The organism is Agrobacterium tumefaciens, from assembly GCF_005221325.1.
In the GTDB taxonomy this organism is placed as follows: domain Bacteria; phylum Pseudomonadota; class Alphaproteobacteria; order Rhizobiales; family Rhizobiaceae; genus Agrobacterium.
Genome location: NZ_CP039889.1, coordinates 2,039,837 through 2,056,130 on the forward strand (window position 1 = coordinate 2,039,837; position 16,294 = coordinate 2,056,130).

Annotated in this window: 16 protein-coding genes; 14 read left to right on the forward strand and 2 right to left on the reverse strand. The window is 60.2% G+C overall.

What is annotated here, in order from left to right:
* Window positions 1–123 precede the first annotated feature (123 nt).
* The 14 genes from CFBP5499_RS24300 to CFBP5499_RS24365 all read left to right on the forward strand — a co-directional run bounded on the left by CFBP5499_RS24300 (window position 124) and on the right by CFBP5499_RS24365 (window position 14,036).
* Window positions 124–597 (forward strand): ribonuclease H family protein, encoded by a 474-nt coding sequence (locus tag CFBP5499_RS24300; protein ID WP_080827761.1) that lies wholly within the window; start codon window positions 124–126, stop codon window positions 595–597.
* 242 nt (window positions 598–839) lie between these two features.
* The gene (locus CFBP5499_RS24305) at window positions 840–1,532 is read left to right on the forward strand and encodes a FadR/GntR family transcriptional regulator (protein WP_175416909.1); all 693 of its coding nucleotides are present in this window, start codon (window positions 840–842) and stop codon (window positions 1,530–1,532) included.
* Window positions 1,529–2,701 carry a PLP-dependent transferase gene (locus tag CFBP5499_RS24310; RefSeq protein ID WP_080827759.1) on the forward strand — a complete coding sequence of 391 codons (1,173 nt, stop codon included), beginning with the start codon at window positions 1,529–1,531 and terminating at the stop codon, window positions 2,699–2,701. Before CFBP5499_RS24305 ends, CFBP5499_RS24310 begins: the two co-directional genes overlap by 4 nt.
* Before the next feature lie 38 nt (window positions 2,702–2,739).
* Window positions 2,740–3,999, forward strand: a complete 1,260-nt coding sequence (locus tag CFBP5499_RS24315; RefSeq protein WP_080827758.1) for an ABC transporter substrate-binding protein — start codon at window positions 2,740–2,742, stop codon at window positions 3,997–3,999.
* Between the two features lie 152 nt (window positions 4,000–4,151).
* Window positions 4,152–5,096 carry a carbohydrate ABC transporter permease gene (locus tag CFBP5499_RS24320; RefSeq protein WP_130932524.1) on the forward strand — a complete coding sequence of 315 codons (945 nt, stop codon included), beginning with the start codon at window positions 4,152–4,154 and terminating at the stop codon, window positions 5,094–5,096.
* A 3-nt stretch (window positions 5,097–5,099) separates the two neighbouring features.
* Window positions 5,100–5,930 (forward strand): carbohydrate ABC transporter permease, encoded by an 831-nt coding sequence (locus tag CFBP5499_RS24325; RefSeq protein ID WP_035228147.1) that lies wholly within the window; start codon window positions 5,100–5,102, stop codon window positions 5,928–5,930.
* A gap of 4 nt (window positions 5,931–5,934) precedes the next feature.
* Window positions 5,935–7,011, forward strand: coding sequence for an ABC transporter ATP-binding protein (locus CFBP5499_RS24330; RefSeq protein WP_080827757.1), 1,077 nt, complete (start codon window positions 5,935–5,937; stop codon window positions 7,009–7,011).
* Window positions 7,012–7,173: 162 nt separating this feature from the next.
* Entirely contained in the window at window positions 7,174–8,187 is a 1,014-nt protein-coding gene (locus CFBP5499_RS24335; protein WP_080827756.1) for a LacI family DNA-binding transcriptional regulator, read from the forward strand.
* A 262-nt stretch (window positions 8,188–8,449) separates the two neighbouring features.
* Window positions 8,450–9,808 (forward strand): NAD(P)H-dependent oxidoreductase, encoded by a 1,359-nt coding sequence (locus CFBP5499_RS24340; protein ID WP_173990179.1) that lies wholly within the window; start codon window positions 8,450–8,452, stop codon window positions 9,806–9,808.
* A 17-nt stretch (window positions 9,809–9,825) separates the two neighbouring features.
* Entirely contained in the window at window positions 9,826–10,128 is a 303-nt protein-coding gene (locus CFBP5499_RS24345; protein WP_035215458.1) for a putative quinol monooxygenase, read from the forward strand.
* A gap of 11 nt (window positions 10,129–10,139) precedes the next feature.
* Complete coding sequence (locus CFBP5499_RS24350; RefSeq protein ID WP_080830094.1) at window positions 10,140–11,042, forward strand: NAD(P)-dependent oxidoreductase; 903 nt, start codon at window positions 10,140–10,142, stop codon at window positions 11,040–11,042.
* 20 nt (window positions 11,043–11,062) lie between these two features.
* Window positions 11,063–12,058: a DctP family TRAP transporter solute-binding subunit gene (locus tag CFBP5499_RS24355; protein WP_080827754.1), complete on the forward strand. Its 996-nt coding sequence runs from the start codon at window positions 11,063–11,065 to the stop codon at window positions 12,056–12,058.
* A gap of 142 nt (window positions 12,059–12,200) precedes the next feature.
* Complete coding sequence (locus tag CFBP5499_RS24360; protein ID WP_080827753.1) at window positions 12,201–12,752, forward strand: TRAP transporter small permease; 552 nt, start codon at window positions 12,201–12,203, stop codon at window positions 12,750–12,752.
* A gap of 3 nt (window positions 12,753–12,755) precedes the next feature.
* Complete coding sequence (locus tag CFBP5499_RS24365; protein ID WP_080827752.1) at window positions 12,756–14,036, forward strand: TRAP transporter large permease; 1,281 nt, start codon at window positions 12,756–12,758, stop codon at window positions 14,034–14,036.
* A 24-nt stretch (window positions 14,037–14,060) separates the two neighbouring features.
* Here CFBP5499_RS24365 and CFBP5499_RS24370 read toward each other — a convergent pair whose 3' ends face one another.
* Together CFBP5499_RS24370 and CFBP5499_RS24375 are read right to left on the reverse strand one after the other, a co-directional pair.
* Entirely contained in the window at window positions 14,061–14,957 is an 897-nt protein-coding gene (locus tag CFBP5499_RS24370) for a LysR substrate-binding domain-containing protein (protein WP_080827751.1), read from the reverse strand.
* 83 nt (window positions 14,958–15,040) lie between these two features.
* Window positions 15,041–16,237: an MFS transporter gene (locus CFBP5499_RS24375; RefSeq protein WP_080827750.1), complete on the reverse strand. Its 1,197-nt coding sequence runs from the start codon at window positions 16,235–16,237 to the stop codon at window positions 15,041–15,043.
* Between the last annotated feature and the right edge of the window lie 57 nt (window positions 16,238–16,294).

Here is a 16,294-nt window from a genome sequence, read left to right on the forward strand (position 1 = left end):
TTGCTTTTGTCGTGACACCCCTGCCGCTTGCCGAGGAACGCGAGGTGGCATCGGAACGAAAGATACCCTTCACAATGACCTGTTTCCTTTAGCGATTTCCATTTCGGTGCTACACACATTTTCATGTCCGATGCGCTTCACATCTTCACCGACGGCTCCTTCGACGAAGCCTCCAGATCCGGAGGATGGGCATTCGTCGTTCATGAAGAAGGCCACCAGGTCCATCACGCTTCGGGCAAGGCGGTTGGCACATCGAACAATAGTTTCGAGGTCCTCGCCGTCCTCAACGCCATGTCCTGGGTCGCCGCCGAAGCGCCCACGCGTGAAGTCACGCTCTGGACGGACGCCGTCCATGTGATTGAGGGTTGCCGCCGTTATAGGGCGATCTGGCGCAACAACGGCTGGAAGCGGATCACGCCCAACCAGCGCACCCGCCGAAGACCGATCCCCGATAGGGAAATCTGGCAGCAGCTCGACAAGCTGCTCGAGCGGCATCCCCATGTGGCCGTGGAATGGTGCAAAGGGCATTCCGGCTTGGCCGGCAATGAGCATGCCGATGCATTGGCGCGTGGTATCGCCCATGCGATGGCGACTTAACCGGCGGCTCAGTCACGGGCGCTCGGCGCCTTAAGCTCTTCATTTTACCGCACCTTCAACCCGACTTAGTCACGCGCGGCCCTTTGAATCGTTTCAGGTGTTTTTAGGTCGTTTCGCAGGCGCATGTTGGGAGAGTGACACTTCCCCCTTCCTTAGCGGTTGACAATCGATTTGCCCTTTGAAATGGTAAGATGTCAGACCAATTTAGAGGGTAAGTCTTGGACAGGTCCAGCCGGGAACTGATGCAGCCCATTCCGCCGAGCGACCGTGTGCGTCAGGTCGAGGCGGCGCTTTCCGACTATGTCGAAAGGGCAGGGCTGAAGGCCGGGGAGCGGCTGCCGGCCGAGCGGGAGCTGATGGCGGCGCTGGGCGTCGGCCGCTCGACCATTCGCGAGGTCATCCGCAAATTTCAGGCGCTGGGCGTCATCGACAGCCGCAAGGGCAGCGGCAATTATCTGCTGAAGCCGATTTCCGCCGCGACCGTGCATATGCCGATTTCCATCGATGCCGAAAGCCTGCGCGATGCGCTGCTGATGACGCTGGAAGTGCGGCGCGGCATCGAGGTGGAAGCCTCCATGGCGGCTGCGCGCCGCCGCACGGCAGACGATATCGCCACGATGGAAGCGCGGCTTGATGAGATGGAGCGGGTGCATCTGGCCGAGGGAACCTCCGGCAAGGCCGACCTTGCCTTCCATCTGTCGATCTACGACGCCACCCATAATACGCTGTTCAAGCAGCTTCTGGAGCAGATGCGCGAAGGCTTCGAACGCTTCTGGTCGAAGCCGTTCGACCGCCCGGATTTCGCCGGCCGCTCCTTTCCCTTTCACCGCACGCTGTTCAACGCCATCGCCGCCGGTGATGCCGAGACCGCGCGTGAAGAAACACTGAAAATCCTCGCCGTCGTCGAGGATGATATCAAGGACATGTCGAAATGAACCAAGGCAACGATCTCTTCGATCCCGCCTCCCTGATCGTCGCCCATGATGAAGCCCACGCCTTCGAGGCGGTGGTGCCGCCCCTCGTGCAGACCTCGCTTTTCACCTTTTCCAGCTACGATGAAATGGTCTCCACCTATCGCGGCGAAAAGGTGCGGCCGGTTTATACGCGGGGGCTGAACCCGACGGTGCGCATGTTCGAAGAAATGTTGGCCAAGCTCGAAGGTGCGGAAGATGCGCTGGGGTTCGCCAGCGGCATGTCGGCCATTTCCTCCACCGTGCTCTCCTTCGTTTCGCCGGGCGACCGCATTGTCGCGGTGCGCCATGTCTATCCCGATGCCTTCCGCCTGTTCGGCACCTTCATGCAGCGGATGAATGTCGAGGTGGTCTATGTCGATGGTCGTGATGAGGCGGCGGTTGAAAAGGCGATGCCGGGCGCAAAGCTGTTCTACATGGAAAGCCCGACGAGCTGGGTGATGGAAGCCCATGATGTCGGCGCGCTGGCCGCCATTGGCAAGCGTCATGGCGCGGTCACCGTCATCGACAATTCCTGGGCAAGCCCCGTTTTCCAGCAGCCGATCTCGCTTGGCGTCGATCTCGTCGTGCATTCGGCCTCGAAATATCTGGGCGGTCACAGCGATGTGGTCTCCGGCGTGGTGGCCGGTTCCAAGGCGATGATCGACCGCATCCGGGCGGAAACCTATCCCTATCTCGGCGGCAAGATGTCGCCCTTCGATGCCTGGCTGCTCATTCGCGGGCTTCGCACCCTGCCGCTGCGCATGAAGGCGCATCAGGCATCGGCGCTTGAGATCGCAACCCGCCTGCAGGCGCTGGATGTGGTGGAGAAGGTCTGCCATCCGGGGCTGGCGAACCGCCTGCCGCCCGGCCTTCACGGCACCTCGGGCCTGTTTTCCTTCATCTTTAGGGAAGGGGTGGATGTGCGCGCTTTTGCAGACCGCCTCAAGCTTTTCAAACTCGGCGTTTCCTGGGGCGGGCATGAAAGCCTCATCGTTCCCGGAGAAGTGGTGCTTGAACAGAAGGCGCAGCCAAACTCCGCCCATACGTTCGGCATCAGTGCGCGTTCGGTGCGCCTGCATGTCGGACTGGAGGGCACGGAGGCGCTCTGGAACGATCTCGAACCCGCGATCAAGGCGGCGTCTGCCGCCTGACGTGTTTTTAAACTGACCACAAAAAAGGGGAGAACGACATGAAAAAACTGGTAACAGCAGCAATCTTCACCGCCCTGATGACCGGAACGGCGCTGGCGGACATGACCTTGAAACTGGTCGAGGTCATCACCAGCCCGGAGCGGACGGAAACGCTGAAGGGCATCGTCTCGAAGTTCGAGGCCGCCAATCCCGGCACCAAGGTGGAAATCATCTCCCTGCCGTGGAGCGAAGCCTTCCAGAAATTCGCCACCATGGTCTCGGCCGGCGATGTGCCTGACGTGATGGAAATGCCCGACACCTGGCTTTCGCTTTATGCCAATAACGGTATGCTCGAAAGCCTCGAGCCCTATCTCGCCAAGTGGGAGCACACGGCGGGCTTGAGCGAGCGCACGCTCGAACTCGGCCGCGACGTGAAGAACACGGCCTATATGTTGCCCTACGGCTTTTACCTGCGCGCCATGTTCTACAACAAAAAGCTGCTGGAACAGGCCGGCGTGAAGGAGCCGCCGAAGACGCTCGAGGAGTTTGCCGATGCCTCCAAGAAGGTCGCGGCCATTCCCGGCAAATACGGCTATTGCCTGCGCGGCGGCCCGGGTGGCCTGAACGGCTGGGTCATGTTCGGTGCGTCGATGGCAGGCTCGAACGAGTTCTTCACCAAGGATGGCACCTCCACCTTTGACAGCCCCGGCTGGGTGAAGGGCCTGACCTATGTGATCGATCTCTACAAGAACGGTCTGGCGCCGAAGGACAGCGTCAACTGGGGCTTCAACGAGATCGTCGCCGGCTTTTATTCCGGCACCTGCGCCTTCCTCGATCAGGACCCGGATGCGCTGATCGCCATTGCCCAGCGCATGAAGCCGGAAGATTTCGGTGTCATGACCATGCCGAAGGGGCCTGACGGCAAGACTTTCCCGACCATCGGTTTTGCCGGCTGGTCGATCATGTCGGCCTCCGCCAACAAGGACCTGTCGTGGAAGCTGGTCGAGACGCTCGAAGGGCCGGAAGGCAATATCGAGTGGAACAAGAAGACAGGCGCACTGCCGGTGCACAAATCGGCGGAGAAGGACCCCTTCTATGCCAGCGAGCAGTTCAAGGGTTGGTTCGACGAGTTGGCGGACAAGAACGCCGTGCCGACGAAAATGCCGACCTATCTTGAAGAATTCGCATTCTTCAAGGATTCGCTTGTCATCAAGACATCGCAGGAAGCGCTGCTCGGCGATATCTCGCCGGAAGATCTGGCCAAGCAATGGGCGGATTACATGACGAAGGCGCAGCAGAAGTTCCTCGCCTCGAAATAAACGACTTGGGGCCGGCTGCGCGGGGGTAATCCGCGCGGCCGTTCTTCCGGGCTGCCAAAAAAGGCAGGCCGATTTGAAAACGTGCGGACCGGCTGGCCAGAGGCCTTCAAAGAAACCTGTCTGCCCCGCCGTCCGATCAGGAGCGATCAATCATGTCCTATGCCCATGGCGCCGGACCCGTGGCCGCGCGCAACCGCGCTGGCAAGCCGGCAATGCGACGGTTTGCCGATTGGGCCGAACCCTGGCTCTACAGCGCTCCGGTGCTGGTGCTCATCGTCGCCGTCATGCTGGTGCCGCTGGTGCTCGGCCTCTCCTATGCCTTTCGCGATGTGCAGCTGCTCAATCCGTTTTCCGGCGGTTTCGTCGGCCTGAAACATCTGGAGGCACTGTCGCAGGATGCGGCCTTTTATCGGGCGCTGAAAAATACGCTGTGGTGGACGGGCGCTTCGGTCTTCCTGCAATTTTTCTTCGGCCTCATTCTGGCGCTGCTGCTCGATAAACCCTTTGCGGGCAGGGGGCTGGCGCAGGCGCTGGTGTTCCTGCCATGGGCGGTGCCGACCTTTCTCGCCGGCCTCAACTGGGCATGGTTGTTCAACCCGGTCATCGGGCCGCTGCCGCACTGGATGGTTTCCCTCGGACTTCTCTCCGCGCCCAACAATATCCTCGCCGATCCGCAGCTTGCCATGTGGGGGCCGATCATCGCCAATGTCTGGTGGGGCATTCCCTTTTTCGCCATCACTTTGCTTGCCGCACTTCAGGCCATCCCGCGCGATCTTTATGAGGCGGCGGAAATCGACGGGGCAAACCCGCTGCAGCGTTTCACCTCCATCACCCTGCCGTTTCTGGCGCCCACCATCGCCATCACCATCCTGCTGCGCACCGTCTGGATCGCCAATTTCGCCGATCTCATCATCGTCATGACCAATGGCGGACCGGCGGACCGCACGCAGATCGTCGCCAGCTACATCTTCACGCAGGCCTTCCGGCGTCTGGATTTCGGTTATGCCTCGGCCATTGCGCTGGTGCTTCTGGTGCTGCTGCTTGCCTATTCCATGCTGATCGTGCTGCTGCGCCAGCGCCTGATCGAGAAGGACTGACCGATGACATCAAGGATATTTCTCACCCTTGCCCATCGTCTGGCGATCCTCGCCTATATTGCCTTTGCGCTGTTTCCACTGTTCTGGCTGCTCAAGGTTTCCGTGACGCCGAATGATCTGCTTTATAGCGAAGGTGTCCGGATGTGGCCGTCGCGGGCGACCTGGGATCATTATCGTTTCGTCATTGAAAACAGTGCTTTCCCGACGTTTTTTAAGAACAGCGTCATCGTCGCGGGCTCCACGGCAATTGCCGTGACGATACTTTCTTCGCTCTCGGGTTACGCGCTGTCACGCTTCCGTTTCAAGGGCAAATACTGGATCGTGGCGCTAATGCTGATCACTCAAATGTTTCCGCTGGTCATGCTGGTCGCGCCGATCTTCAAGATGCTGTCGCCCCTCGGCCTCACCAACAGCCTGACGGGCCTCGTCATCGTCTACACCGCCTTCAACGTGCCTTTCGCCACCTTCCTGATGCAGTCCTTCTTCGACGGCATTCCGAAGGATCTGGAAGAGGCGGCGATGATTGACGGGGCGAGCCGGTTTACGGCGTTTCGCCAGATCATCCTGCCGCTGACTTTGCCGGGCATCGCCGCCACACTCGGCTTCGTCTTCACCGCTGCGTGGAGCGAGCTTCTGTTTGCGCTGATGCTGATTTCCGGCAACCAGAGCGCCACCTTCCCGGTCGGGCTATTGACCTTCGTTTCCAAATTTTCCGTCGATTTCGGGCAGATGATGGCGGCGGGCGTTCTTGCGCTCATTCCGGCCTGCCTCTTCTTCCTGCTCATTCAACGTTATCTCGTGCAGGGCCTGACGGCCGGCGCGGTGAAAGGATAATCCCATGGCTTCCATCGAGCTGAAGAATGTCGGCAAGACCTATGGCGACCTCGCCGTGCTGCACGGCGTCGATCTTGATATCAGGGATGGCGAGTTCATCGTCCTCGTCGGCCCCTCCGGCTGCGGAAAATCGACGCTGCTGCGCATGATCGCCGGGCTTGAAGAGATAACGTCCGGCGACCTGTCCATCGACGGCGAACGCGTCAACGACCGCAAGCCGAAGGATCGCGACATCGCCATGGTGTTCCAGTCCTATGCGCTTTATCCGCATATGAGTGTCGCCGACAATATGAGCTACAGCCTGCGCCTGCGCCGCAGCCCCAAGGAAACCATCGCGGCGGCGGTTTCAGGTGCTTCCGCCAAGCTCGGTCTCGACCCCTATCTCGCCCGCCGCCCGAAGGCGCTGTCAGGCGGCCAGCGCCAGCGCGTCGCCATGGGCCGGGCCATCGTGCGCCAGCCCAAGGCCTTTCTGTTCGATGAGCCACTCTCCAACCTCGATGCTCGGCTGCGTGAGCAGATGCGTGCCGAAATCAAGCGCATGCATGCCGATCTCGGCGCGACCTCGGTTTACGTTACCCATGACCAGATCGAGGCCATGACGCTTGCCTCGCGCATCGTCGCGATGAATGCCGGCCATGTGCAACAGATCGGCGCGCCGCTCGATCTTTACGACCGCCCCGCCAATCTTTTCGTCGCCGGTTTCATCGGCTCGCCGGGCATGAATTTCCTCGAAGGACGGATCATCAGAGAAAATGGCGGCAGTCTCGTGGTGCTGGGTGATGGCACGCGCCTCGCACTCGGCCGCGATATAGACCTCGCAGATGGCGAGGCGGTGACGCTCGGCATCCGGCCGGAACATGTTACCGCCTCACCAGACGAAGGCAGCGTCGAGGCGACGGTGGATCTGGTCGAGCCGACCGGCCTCGGCATCATCCTGCATCTCACCGTGCATGGATTGCCCTTCAAGCTGTTTTCATCGGACCGGGCGCTGTTGCAGCCGGGCAAATCCCTGCGAGTCGGTTTCCCGCAGGAGCGGCTGCATGTGTTCGACAGGAATGGGGTCAGGATCGGCGAGGCCTGACACCCATCCAATCCAGCGGCAGTGAAAGTACAATCTGTGACCAGATGATCGTTTGGCGGTTGATAACCGCCGTCGACCGGCTTTTCCATTGAAGGTTGGTCGATATAAAGTGCCGCATGTAATCTTCATGGGGGCAAGCATTTGGTCAAAACTATCAGGACGATGGAAGAGTTTTCGGAATTCGTCGGACTTTCCCGCCCCACGGTCTCGAAATACTTCAATGACCCGTCGTCGGTTCGCAAGAAAACACGCGATGCCATAGAGGAAGCGCTCAAGAAATCGGGATTCCGGCCGAATATTTTCGCGGTCAATCTTAATCGCCGCCGCAGCAACATTATCGGCATCGTCATTCCCAACTATGCCGATCCGTTCTACATGGCTCTGACGAACCGCATCGAATCCATTGCCAACGAGGCCGGTTTTCTTGCCTTCGTGCTGTCTTCGGACGGTAAGCCGGAAATCGAAGACCGCGCCATCCGCACATTCAAGTCGATGAATGTGGCCGGCGCCATCATCGCGCCGCTGGGTGTCACTTCCCACTGTTCGACGCTCGAACAGCTCGCCGCCACCATCCCCATCGTTTATGTCGATTCGCCGCTCGATGAGCGGTCGGCCTTTGTCGGCACCGACAATCGCCAGAGCGTTGACCTGATCGTTGATTATCTCTGTCGCTCGGGTGAGCCGCCCAGCTATTTTGATATGCCACAGGTCAATACGAACTCCGTGACGCGCCGTATGGCTTATGTGGCGGCGATGCAGCGTTTGGGCTTCGAACCAACGCTGCTTGATGTCGCAAAGCCTGCACGGTGGGATTTTGAACGGTTTGCGTTCGACGAGGCCAGTCGGTTATTCGAGAAAGTGGAGCTTTTGCCAACCCGCACCATTCTGTGCGCCAATGATCGCATAGCCTTCGGCGTTATCGCGGCAGCCTTCCAAAAAGGGCTCAAGGTTGGCCATGGCGCCGGCTATGACCTCCGGGTGGCTGGCCATGACGACCATCCGCTGTCGCGTTATGCCTGCCCGCCGATTACCACGGTGGCGCAGAATTATAACGAGATCGGCAGACTGTCGATCGAGCTTCTGCTGCAGAAGATGAACGGGGAGGACGATGACACGACGCGGATGCGGGAACGCATTCTTCTCAGCGCCGATCTGATGCTGCGCAAATCGGCCTGATGATTTGTTAGATTATCTAAACAAAAAATCTGATTTTCTAAATAGAACTAATATTTGAACGCTCCTACTCTGTTCCCAAGGTTGCTTTGGGAGGCGACCGCGAGAGCCGGTGCAAGTGTGTGCCGGGATCCGGGAGGAACGCAGAAACGTCATGTCGTCGGTGCCGCGAAGATTAAGCCTTCGCAGCCTCGGCAGCGCATGGCCTTCGCTGGACGGACTGGACATTCTCGCCAGCAATTTCCCCAGCGAAGGATGTCAAAATATGAATCTCTATTCTCTTCTGTCTCAGCGCGCAGCCGGCGGTAAGCCTGTGCGGGTCGGTCTCATCGGCGCCGGCAAATTCGGCTCCATGGTGCTGGCGCAGGCGCAGCGCATCGCCGGTTTCCACATGGTTGCTGTCGCAGACCTCAATGTCGGCAAGGCGCGGGAATCGTTTGATCGCGTCGGCTGGCCTAGGGAGCGTTATGACGCGACGAGCTGCGCCGATGCGCTGAAGAGCGGCAAGACCTATGTGACCGATGATGTGAACGAGCTTTTCGCCTGCGGCGAGATCGAATGCGTCATCGAAGCGACCGGCCACCCGCTGGCCGGCGCTCGCCATGCGCTCGGCGCCATCGAGCACAACAAACATGTCGTCATGGTCAATGTCGAAGCCGATGTCATGGTCGGGCCGATCCTCGCCGAAAAGGCGCGGGCCAAGGGCCTGATCTATTCCATGGCTTACGGCGACCAGCCGGCGCTGATCTGCGAGCTGGTCGACTGGGCGCGCGCCACCGGTTTCGAGGTAGTTTCCGCCGGCAAGGGCATGAATTTCGAGCCGCGTTACCGTTATTCGACGCCGGATACCGTCTGGAGCTATTTCGGCTGGACCGATGAGGAAGTGGCCAAGGGCGACTTCAATCCGAAAATGTACAATTCCTTCACCGATGGCACCAAAGCGGCCATCGAAATGGCGGCCGTCGCCAACGGCACGGGACTGGATTGCCCGGATGACGGTCTGGCCTTCCCGCCCGCCGGCCTGCACGATCTCGCCCGCGTCTTCCGCCCTGCTGCCGATGGCGGCCGCATGTCGCGGTCCGGTCTCGTGGACATTGCCGCGAGCCAGGAACCGGATGGGCGCGAGGTGTTCAACAACATTCGCTACGGCGTGTTCGTCACCTTCAAGGCGCATAATGAATATGCCCGCGCCTGCTTCAAGCAATATGGCCTCCTGACCGATCCGTCGGGCTGGTATGCTTCCATGTGGCGTCCGTTCCACATCATCGGTCTCGAAACCTCGATCAGCGTGCTCTCGGCCGTGCTGCGCAATGAGGCAACCGGTTGCTCCAAGGAGTTCCGCGGCGATGCCGTCGCAACGGCGAAGAAGGACATGCAGCCCGGCGAGATGCTTGACGGTGAGGGCGGTTACGCGGTCTGGGCCAACGCCATTCCGGCCACCCGCAGCCTCGATATCAAGGCGCTGCCGATCGGCCTTGCCCATAATGTCAAGCTGAAGCGCCCCATCAAGAAAGACCAGATCGTCAGCTTCGATGATGTGGAGCTGGTGAGCGATCTTGATGTGGTGAAACTTCGCCAGGACATGGAAAATAGCTTCCGTCCGCAAAAAGACGCCGCTGCGTGATGGGCGGAGAAGCGGACATGTCGAATGGTGCTTTTGTGGTGATCGCGGAATTTCGGGTTAAGCCCGATGCGATGGATGCGTTTCTCGATGCAGCGCGCGATGACGCCAAGCATTCGGTTGAGGACGAACCGGGTTGCCGGCAATTCGATGTGGTGCGGCCGGAAACGGGAAACAATGTGGTGTTCTACGAAGTCTATGATAACAGGCAGGCTTTCGACGACCATCTGAAAACACCGCATCTCGACCGTTTCCGCGAGGCGTTTCCCGCCCTCATCGAGGAAGAACTGCCGGTGCGTTTTCTGAACCGGCAGTGGCTTTGAGGATGGAGAAAATGCACGACATCCGCGACATCGCCGTCATCGGCACGGGTATCATGGGCGCGCCCATAGCGGCCCGTCTGGCTGAGGCCGGTTTTGCCGTCCGTGCCTGGAACCGCAGTGCTGAAAAAGCCGCTATTCTGGCGGAAAAAGGCGTGCGGATGGGGGCGACAGCCGCTGAGGCGGCGGCGGAAGCGGATGTCGTCATCTGCATGCTGAGTTCGGGGCCTGTCTGCGACGAGGTGCTGCTCGGGGCCTCGGGCGTCGTTTCAGCGATGAAGCCCGGCGCACTGCTGCTGGTGATGAGTTCCATTCCCGTCGATAGCGCGCGGGAACAGGCGCAGGCCGCCAGGGCTCACGGTGTGAGATATGTCGATGCGCCGGTCTCCGGCGGTGAGAAGGGCGCGATTGAGGGAACGCTCGCCATCATGGCCGGCGGCGAACAGCGGGATGTGGATGCGCTGCGGCCACTTCCGAATTGCCTCGGCCGCGTCACCCATGTCGGTCCGGTGGGCTGCGGCTCTCTCGCCAAGCTCGCCAACCAGCTGATCGTCGCCTCGACAATCTGTGCCGTCGCCGAGGCGCTTACCCTCGTAGAAGCGGGTGGGGCCGACCCGGCGCAGGTGCGGCAGGCTTTACTCGGCGGTTTTGCCGATTCCACCGTCATCCGTCAGCACGGAAAACGCATGGTAGAGGGCGATTTTCGCCCCGGCGGCCCGGCGAAATATCAAGTGAAGGATACGTCCACGGCGCTGGCTTTCGCCGAAAGTCGTGGCCTGAAATTACCGGTCGGCGAGGAGGTTGACCGGCTGTTCCGCTCCATGGTCGAGCATGGCGCGGGTGAGCTTGATCACAGCGGTGTGATCCTTGAGATTAAGCGCATGAATGCGTTCGGAGGAACGCTCGAAACTGTCTAGAGATAACAAGGGAGGAACACATGAAAATTTCGAAACTTTACGGGCTGGCTCTCGCCGCCACCATGCTGGTCGCATCCATCGCGCAGGCCGAAACGCTGACGCTTTCGACGCCCGATTCCGATACGTCGGAAATCACGCTCTCCGCCAACAAATTCGCGGAACTGGTGTCGAAAAAGACCGACGGCAAGCTCAAGATCAAGGTATTTCCGAACGGCACGCTTTATGGCGGCGACCCTTCAGCGGGTGTCAAGCAGCTGGCTGGCGGTTCGCTGGACATGCTTCTGAACTCGACTTCGCTTTATGCGACGTTCAATCCGAAGTTCACCGCCATCGCCATTCCCTACCAGTTCCGCGATATCGACCAGCTGCGCGTCTATCTCGACAGCGATCTCGGCAAGGAGCTTTCCACCGATCTGAGCAAGATCGGCATTCTCGGGCTCGATCTCTGGTCGCGGCCGCTGCGCCAGATCACCAATTCCAAGGCGCCGATCAAATCGCCGGCCGATTTGAAGGGCATGAAGCTGCGCGTGCCGAATAATCCGCTCTGGGTGGAATTCTTCGGCGCCATGGGTGCTGCCCCGACGCCGATGGCTTTTGCTGAAGTTTACAATGCGCTCCAGCTGAAAGTTGTCGATGGACAGGAAAATCCGGTCAACGTGCCTGTCAGCGCCAAGCTCTACGAGGTGCAGAAATATCTGACGATCAGCAACCACATTGCTGACGCCTGGGTGCTGGGCATGAACCCGGCGCGTTTCGAAGGCCTCGACGAGGGCTTCAAGACGGCGCTGAAGGAAGCAGCGACTGAAACCGAGCTTTGGAAAGCGCAGAACGACGCTGCCGATATCGACAAGTCGCTCGAAACGCTGAAGAAGAATGGCATGGAGGTCAACACGCTGACCGATGACGAACGCAAGGCCTTCGTAGAGGTCGCGGCCGGTCTCTCGGCGAAGTTCTCGGCGCTGGTGAAAGATCAGGCGTTCTTCGACAAGACGCAGGCTTTCCTGAAGACGAACTGACGTTTCCCGCACTTGGACGCCGGGCCTGCATCTTTTGGCAAGCCCGGCCGTCCCCAAACGTCAGCAGGCGTTGCTTTGCCGGTAAGGCAGGGTGGCATTCGTTTCACCGGATATCCGGTTTCAGCAGTGGAAGGGTATTGTCATGCGCGATACGAAACCTTCGGTGCTCGGCACCATCGTAAAACTCATCGCCGATATAGCCGCAGGGGCAGCCTGTGCCGGCATTCTTATCGTCGTTCTTCTTCAGGTGATCGGCCGCCTCATCGGCAGCCCGCTTCCCTGGACCGAGGAGGCGACGCGCTTTCTCTTCATCTGGATGGTCTTCCTCGGCCTTGCCGCCGGTTTCCGCACCGTGGAAAGCGCCCGTGTCGTGGTGTTTCTGGTGCTGTTCCACCGCTTCTTCCGGCGGCTGGCGGTGCCGATCTATGTCGGTTCATCGGTGTTCTTCTTCGGCATGATGGGCTGGACGGGCTTCACCCTAGTGCGCCAGCAGATCATGATGAACGAGACCGCCGCCACCCTGCCGATCCCGATGTGGGCCATCGGCATGGTTTTGCCCGTTTCCGCCATCATCGCCGTGCTTGCCATCATCGAATCGCTGCGCAGCCGGCGGGATCTGATCGCGCTTCCCGAGCTTGGCCTTCCCGCGGACGAGATCGCCCACGCCGATATCTCCATTTCAGCAGGACACTGAGCCATGTCGGTTTTTCTTCTCATCGCCTTTTTCGGTCTCAGCATGCTCGGCGTGCCGCTTGCCATTGCGCTCGCGCTCGCCAGTGTCGGCACGCTCTGGCTCTTCACCTCCATGCCCATGGACCTGCTGTCGCAGACGATGTTCTCGTCGATGAACTCCTTCCTTCTCGTCGCCGTGCCGCTTTTCATTCTGGTCGGGACGGTCATGGAGCGGGGGCGGGTGGCGGAGCGCATCTTCGATTTCGCGGAGGCCATGGTCGGCTGGCTTCCCGGCGGGCTTGGCCACGTCAACGTCATCTCCTCGGTGATCTTTTCCGGCGTCTCCGGCTCGTCCGTCGCCGATATCGCCTCGGTCGGCGCCATCGAGATCAAGGCGATGGAGCGGCACGGATTTCCGAAGGGCTATGCCGTCGGCATGACGCTCTGTACCTCGACGCTCTCCTCGATCATTCCGCCGTCGATCCTCATTGTGATTGCCGGCTCCATCGCCAATGTCTCGATCGGCACGCTGCTGATCGCCGGTCTGGTGCCCGGCCTCTTCATCGCGCTGGCCTTTCTGGTCTTCAACCACTTCTATTCGGTGCATTACGGCTACAATCCGCCGACCCCGTTTAATTTCCGTCTGGTCGTCGTCACCGGTTTGCGCGCCATCCTGCCGATGCTGACGCCGCTGATCCTGATCATCGGCATCGCCAGCGGCCTCTTTACGCCAACGGAAGCAGCAGCCATCGCGGTGGTCTATGTGGCGGTGCTCGGCGTCATCGTCTATCGCACCCTGCCGGTGCGGGAACTGCCGGAAATATTGATCTCCACGGCACGCATTTCCGGCACCATCCTGTTCATCGCCGCCACCTCGCAGCTTGCCGCCTGGGTCTTCACCTTCGATGGCCTGCCCGAACAGGTCGCCGAGCTTTTGAAGGCCATGAACCTCGGCCCCATGACGGGCATGCTTGTCATCTTCGTGTTCCTGCTGATCATCGGCATCTTCATGGAAGCGATCCCGGCCATGTTCATCCTCATCCCCGTGCTGATGCCGCCGGTGGAGGCACTGGGCATCGATCCGATCCATTTCCTGATCGTGACTGTCATGACGCTGACGCTCGGGCTGGTGACGCCGCCGGTCGGCGTCTGCCTGTTTGCTGCGGCACAGGTGGCGAATATGAAGATCGAGGATGTCATTCGCGGTTCGCTTGCACCGATGACGGTGTTGACGCTTGCCATCTTCGCGCTGGTGCTGTTCCCGGTGCTGACGCTTGGGCCGATACGATTGATGGGGCTTTATTGAGCCGGAAACAGGAAGCCTGAAACATCAGACAACGCGACGGGTTTGCCACTCGTCGCGTTGTTTTCGCATCCACTCCAGAAACAGCATGACCTTTCTCTGCCGCAAATGGGAATGCGGACAAACGATCCATTGCGTGACGAGCTTGATGCGCGGCGCGTCCGTCACGGCCGGCACCAGCATTTTGTCCTGCAGCTCCCGCTCCATCATCAAGGTGCTTTCCAGCGCCACGCCGATGCCGAGAACGGCGGCATCGATGGCCATGTGGCTGCGGTCGAACAGGACCCGCCGCCAGCGCTTCTCAGCCGTGACACCGGCCAGCGGGAACCAGTGGTTCCATTGCGCCTGCGCCTTGACCGAATGGATCAGCCGCTGGTTCTGCAATTCCTCGGGCAGAAATTTACCGGCACCGTTATAATTTGGCGAACAGACCGGCAGGAATTCCTCCTCCACCAGCCCTTCCACGAAGAGGCCTGGCCAGCGGCCATCGCCATGGCGCAGCTCTATATCGACGAGTTCCTGCGAAAAATCGGTCGGTTCGTTGGTGCCGTCGAGGCGCACTTCCAGTTCCGGGTGCTCCTCCAGAAACGAGCCGAGACGGGGCAGCAGCCATTTGTTGGAAACGGTCGGCGTCGCCCTGATCGTCAATGTGGTGACAGAACGGAAGCCGCGAATGCTGTCGGTGGCGTCTGATATCTGCTCGATCTGGGCGGTGATCATCGAGAAGTATCGCTCGCCCGCTTCCGTCAGCGTCACCTTGCGGCCGGTCCGCGCCATCAGCGTCGTGCCGAGCTGGCCTTCCAGCAGCTGGATCTGCTGGGAAACGGCCGAGGGCGTGACGCTCAATTCTTCCGCCGCCCGCGAAATACTGCCCGCCCTTGCTGCGGCGTGGAAAACAAGGATCGATTTTATCGGGATTTGCATGGGTAGCTTTGCTCAACGAATTACGGCGGTCACCTGAGTATCACAGGTGACCGCCGTGTTGAAAAGCGTTGAACGCGAAGCTCTTACCGGTGGCTCGGCAGTTTTGGCAAAAGCACCGTCAACAGGCCAAGCAGCGGCATGTAGGAGCAGATGCGGTAAACGAATTCGATGCCTTCCTTATCGGCATAGACACCCAGAACCGCAGCCCCGATGCCGCCGAAACCGAAGGCGAAACCGAAGAACATGCCGGCGATGAGGCCAACGCGTCCCGGCACCAGTTCCTGCGCGAACACGACGATGGCCGAGAAGGCGGAGGAGAAGACGAAGCCGATGACGACGACCAGAACGGCCGTCCAGAACAGGTTCGCATAGGGCAGCATCAGCGCGAAGGGGATGACGCCGAGGATCGAGAACCAGATGACGACGCGCGAACCGAAACGGTCACCGATCGGGCCGCCGAAGAATACGCCCAGCGCCGAGGCACCGAGGAAGAGGAACAGCAGAACCTGCGCATCCTGCACGCCAAGCCCGAACTTCTCGATCGTGTAGAAGGTGAAGTAGCTCGACAGGCTGGCGAGATAGGCATTCTTGGTGGCGGTCAGGACCACCAGCACGGCAAGCGTCATCATGACCGTGCCACGGGCAAGGGGAAGTGTGCGGCTGGCCGGCGCCTTGCCGACCGTTGCGCGCCGATGACGGGTGTACCAGACGCCGACCCAGGAAAGCACGCCGAAGCCGACGAGCGCGATCAGCGAGAACCAGCTGAGGCTCGTCTGGCCGAGCGGAATGACGATGAAGGCGGCGAGCAACGGGCCGATGGCCGTGCCGGTATTGCCGCCGACCTGGAAGAAGGATTGCGCCAGACCATGACGACCGCCGGATGCCAGGCGTGCAACGCGGGAGGCTTCCGGATGGAAGATCGCCGAACCGATGCCGATGAGGCAGGCGCCGATCACCAGAACCTCGAAACTATGGGCGAAGGCCAGCGTGATGAGGCCCGCGCAGGTGGACAGCATGGCGACGGGCAGGGAGAACGGCATGGGCCAGCGGTCCGTCACCATGCCGACGACCGGCTGCAACAGCGAGGCGGTGACCTGAAAGGCAAAGGTCAGCAGGCCGATCTGCATGAAATCGAGCGCGTAATTCGCCTTCAGCAATGGATAAAGCGACGTCAGCAGCGATTGCATGATGTCGTTCAGCATGTGGCAGAAGCTGGCGGCTGCGATGATTGAAAACGCCGTGCGTTGCGGGTTGAAGCCGGCGCTGGTGACGGTGGCCATGGTAAATCCTCTTCAGATTCCCGCTCGATCAGCGGGAAACATGTCTTTCTTTCTTCC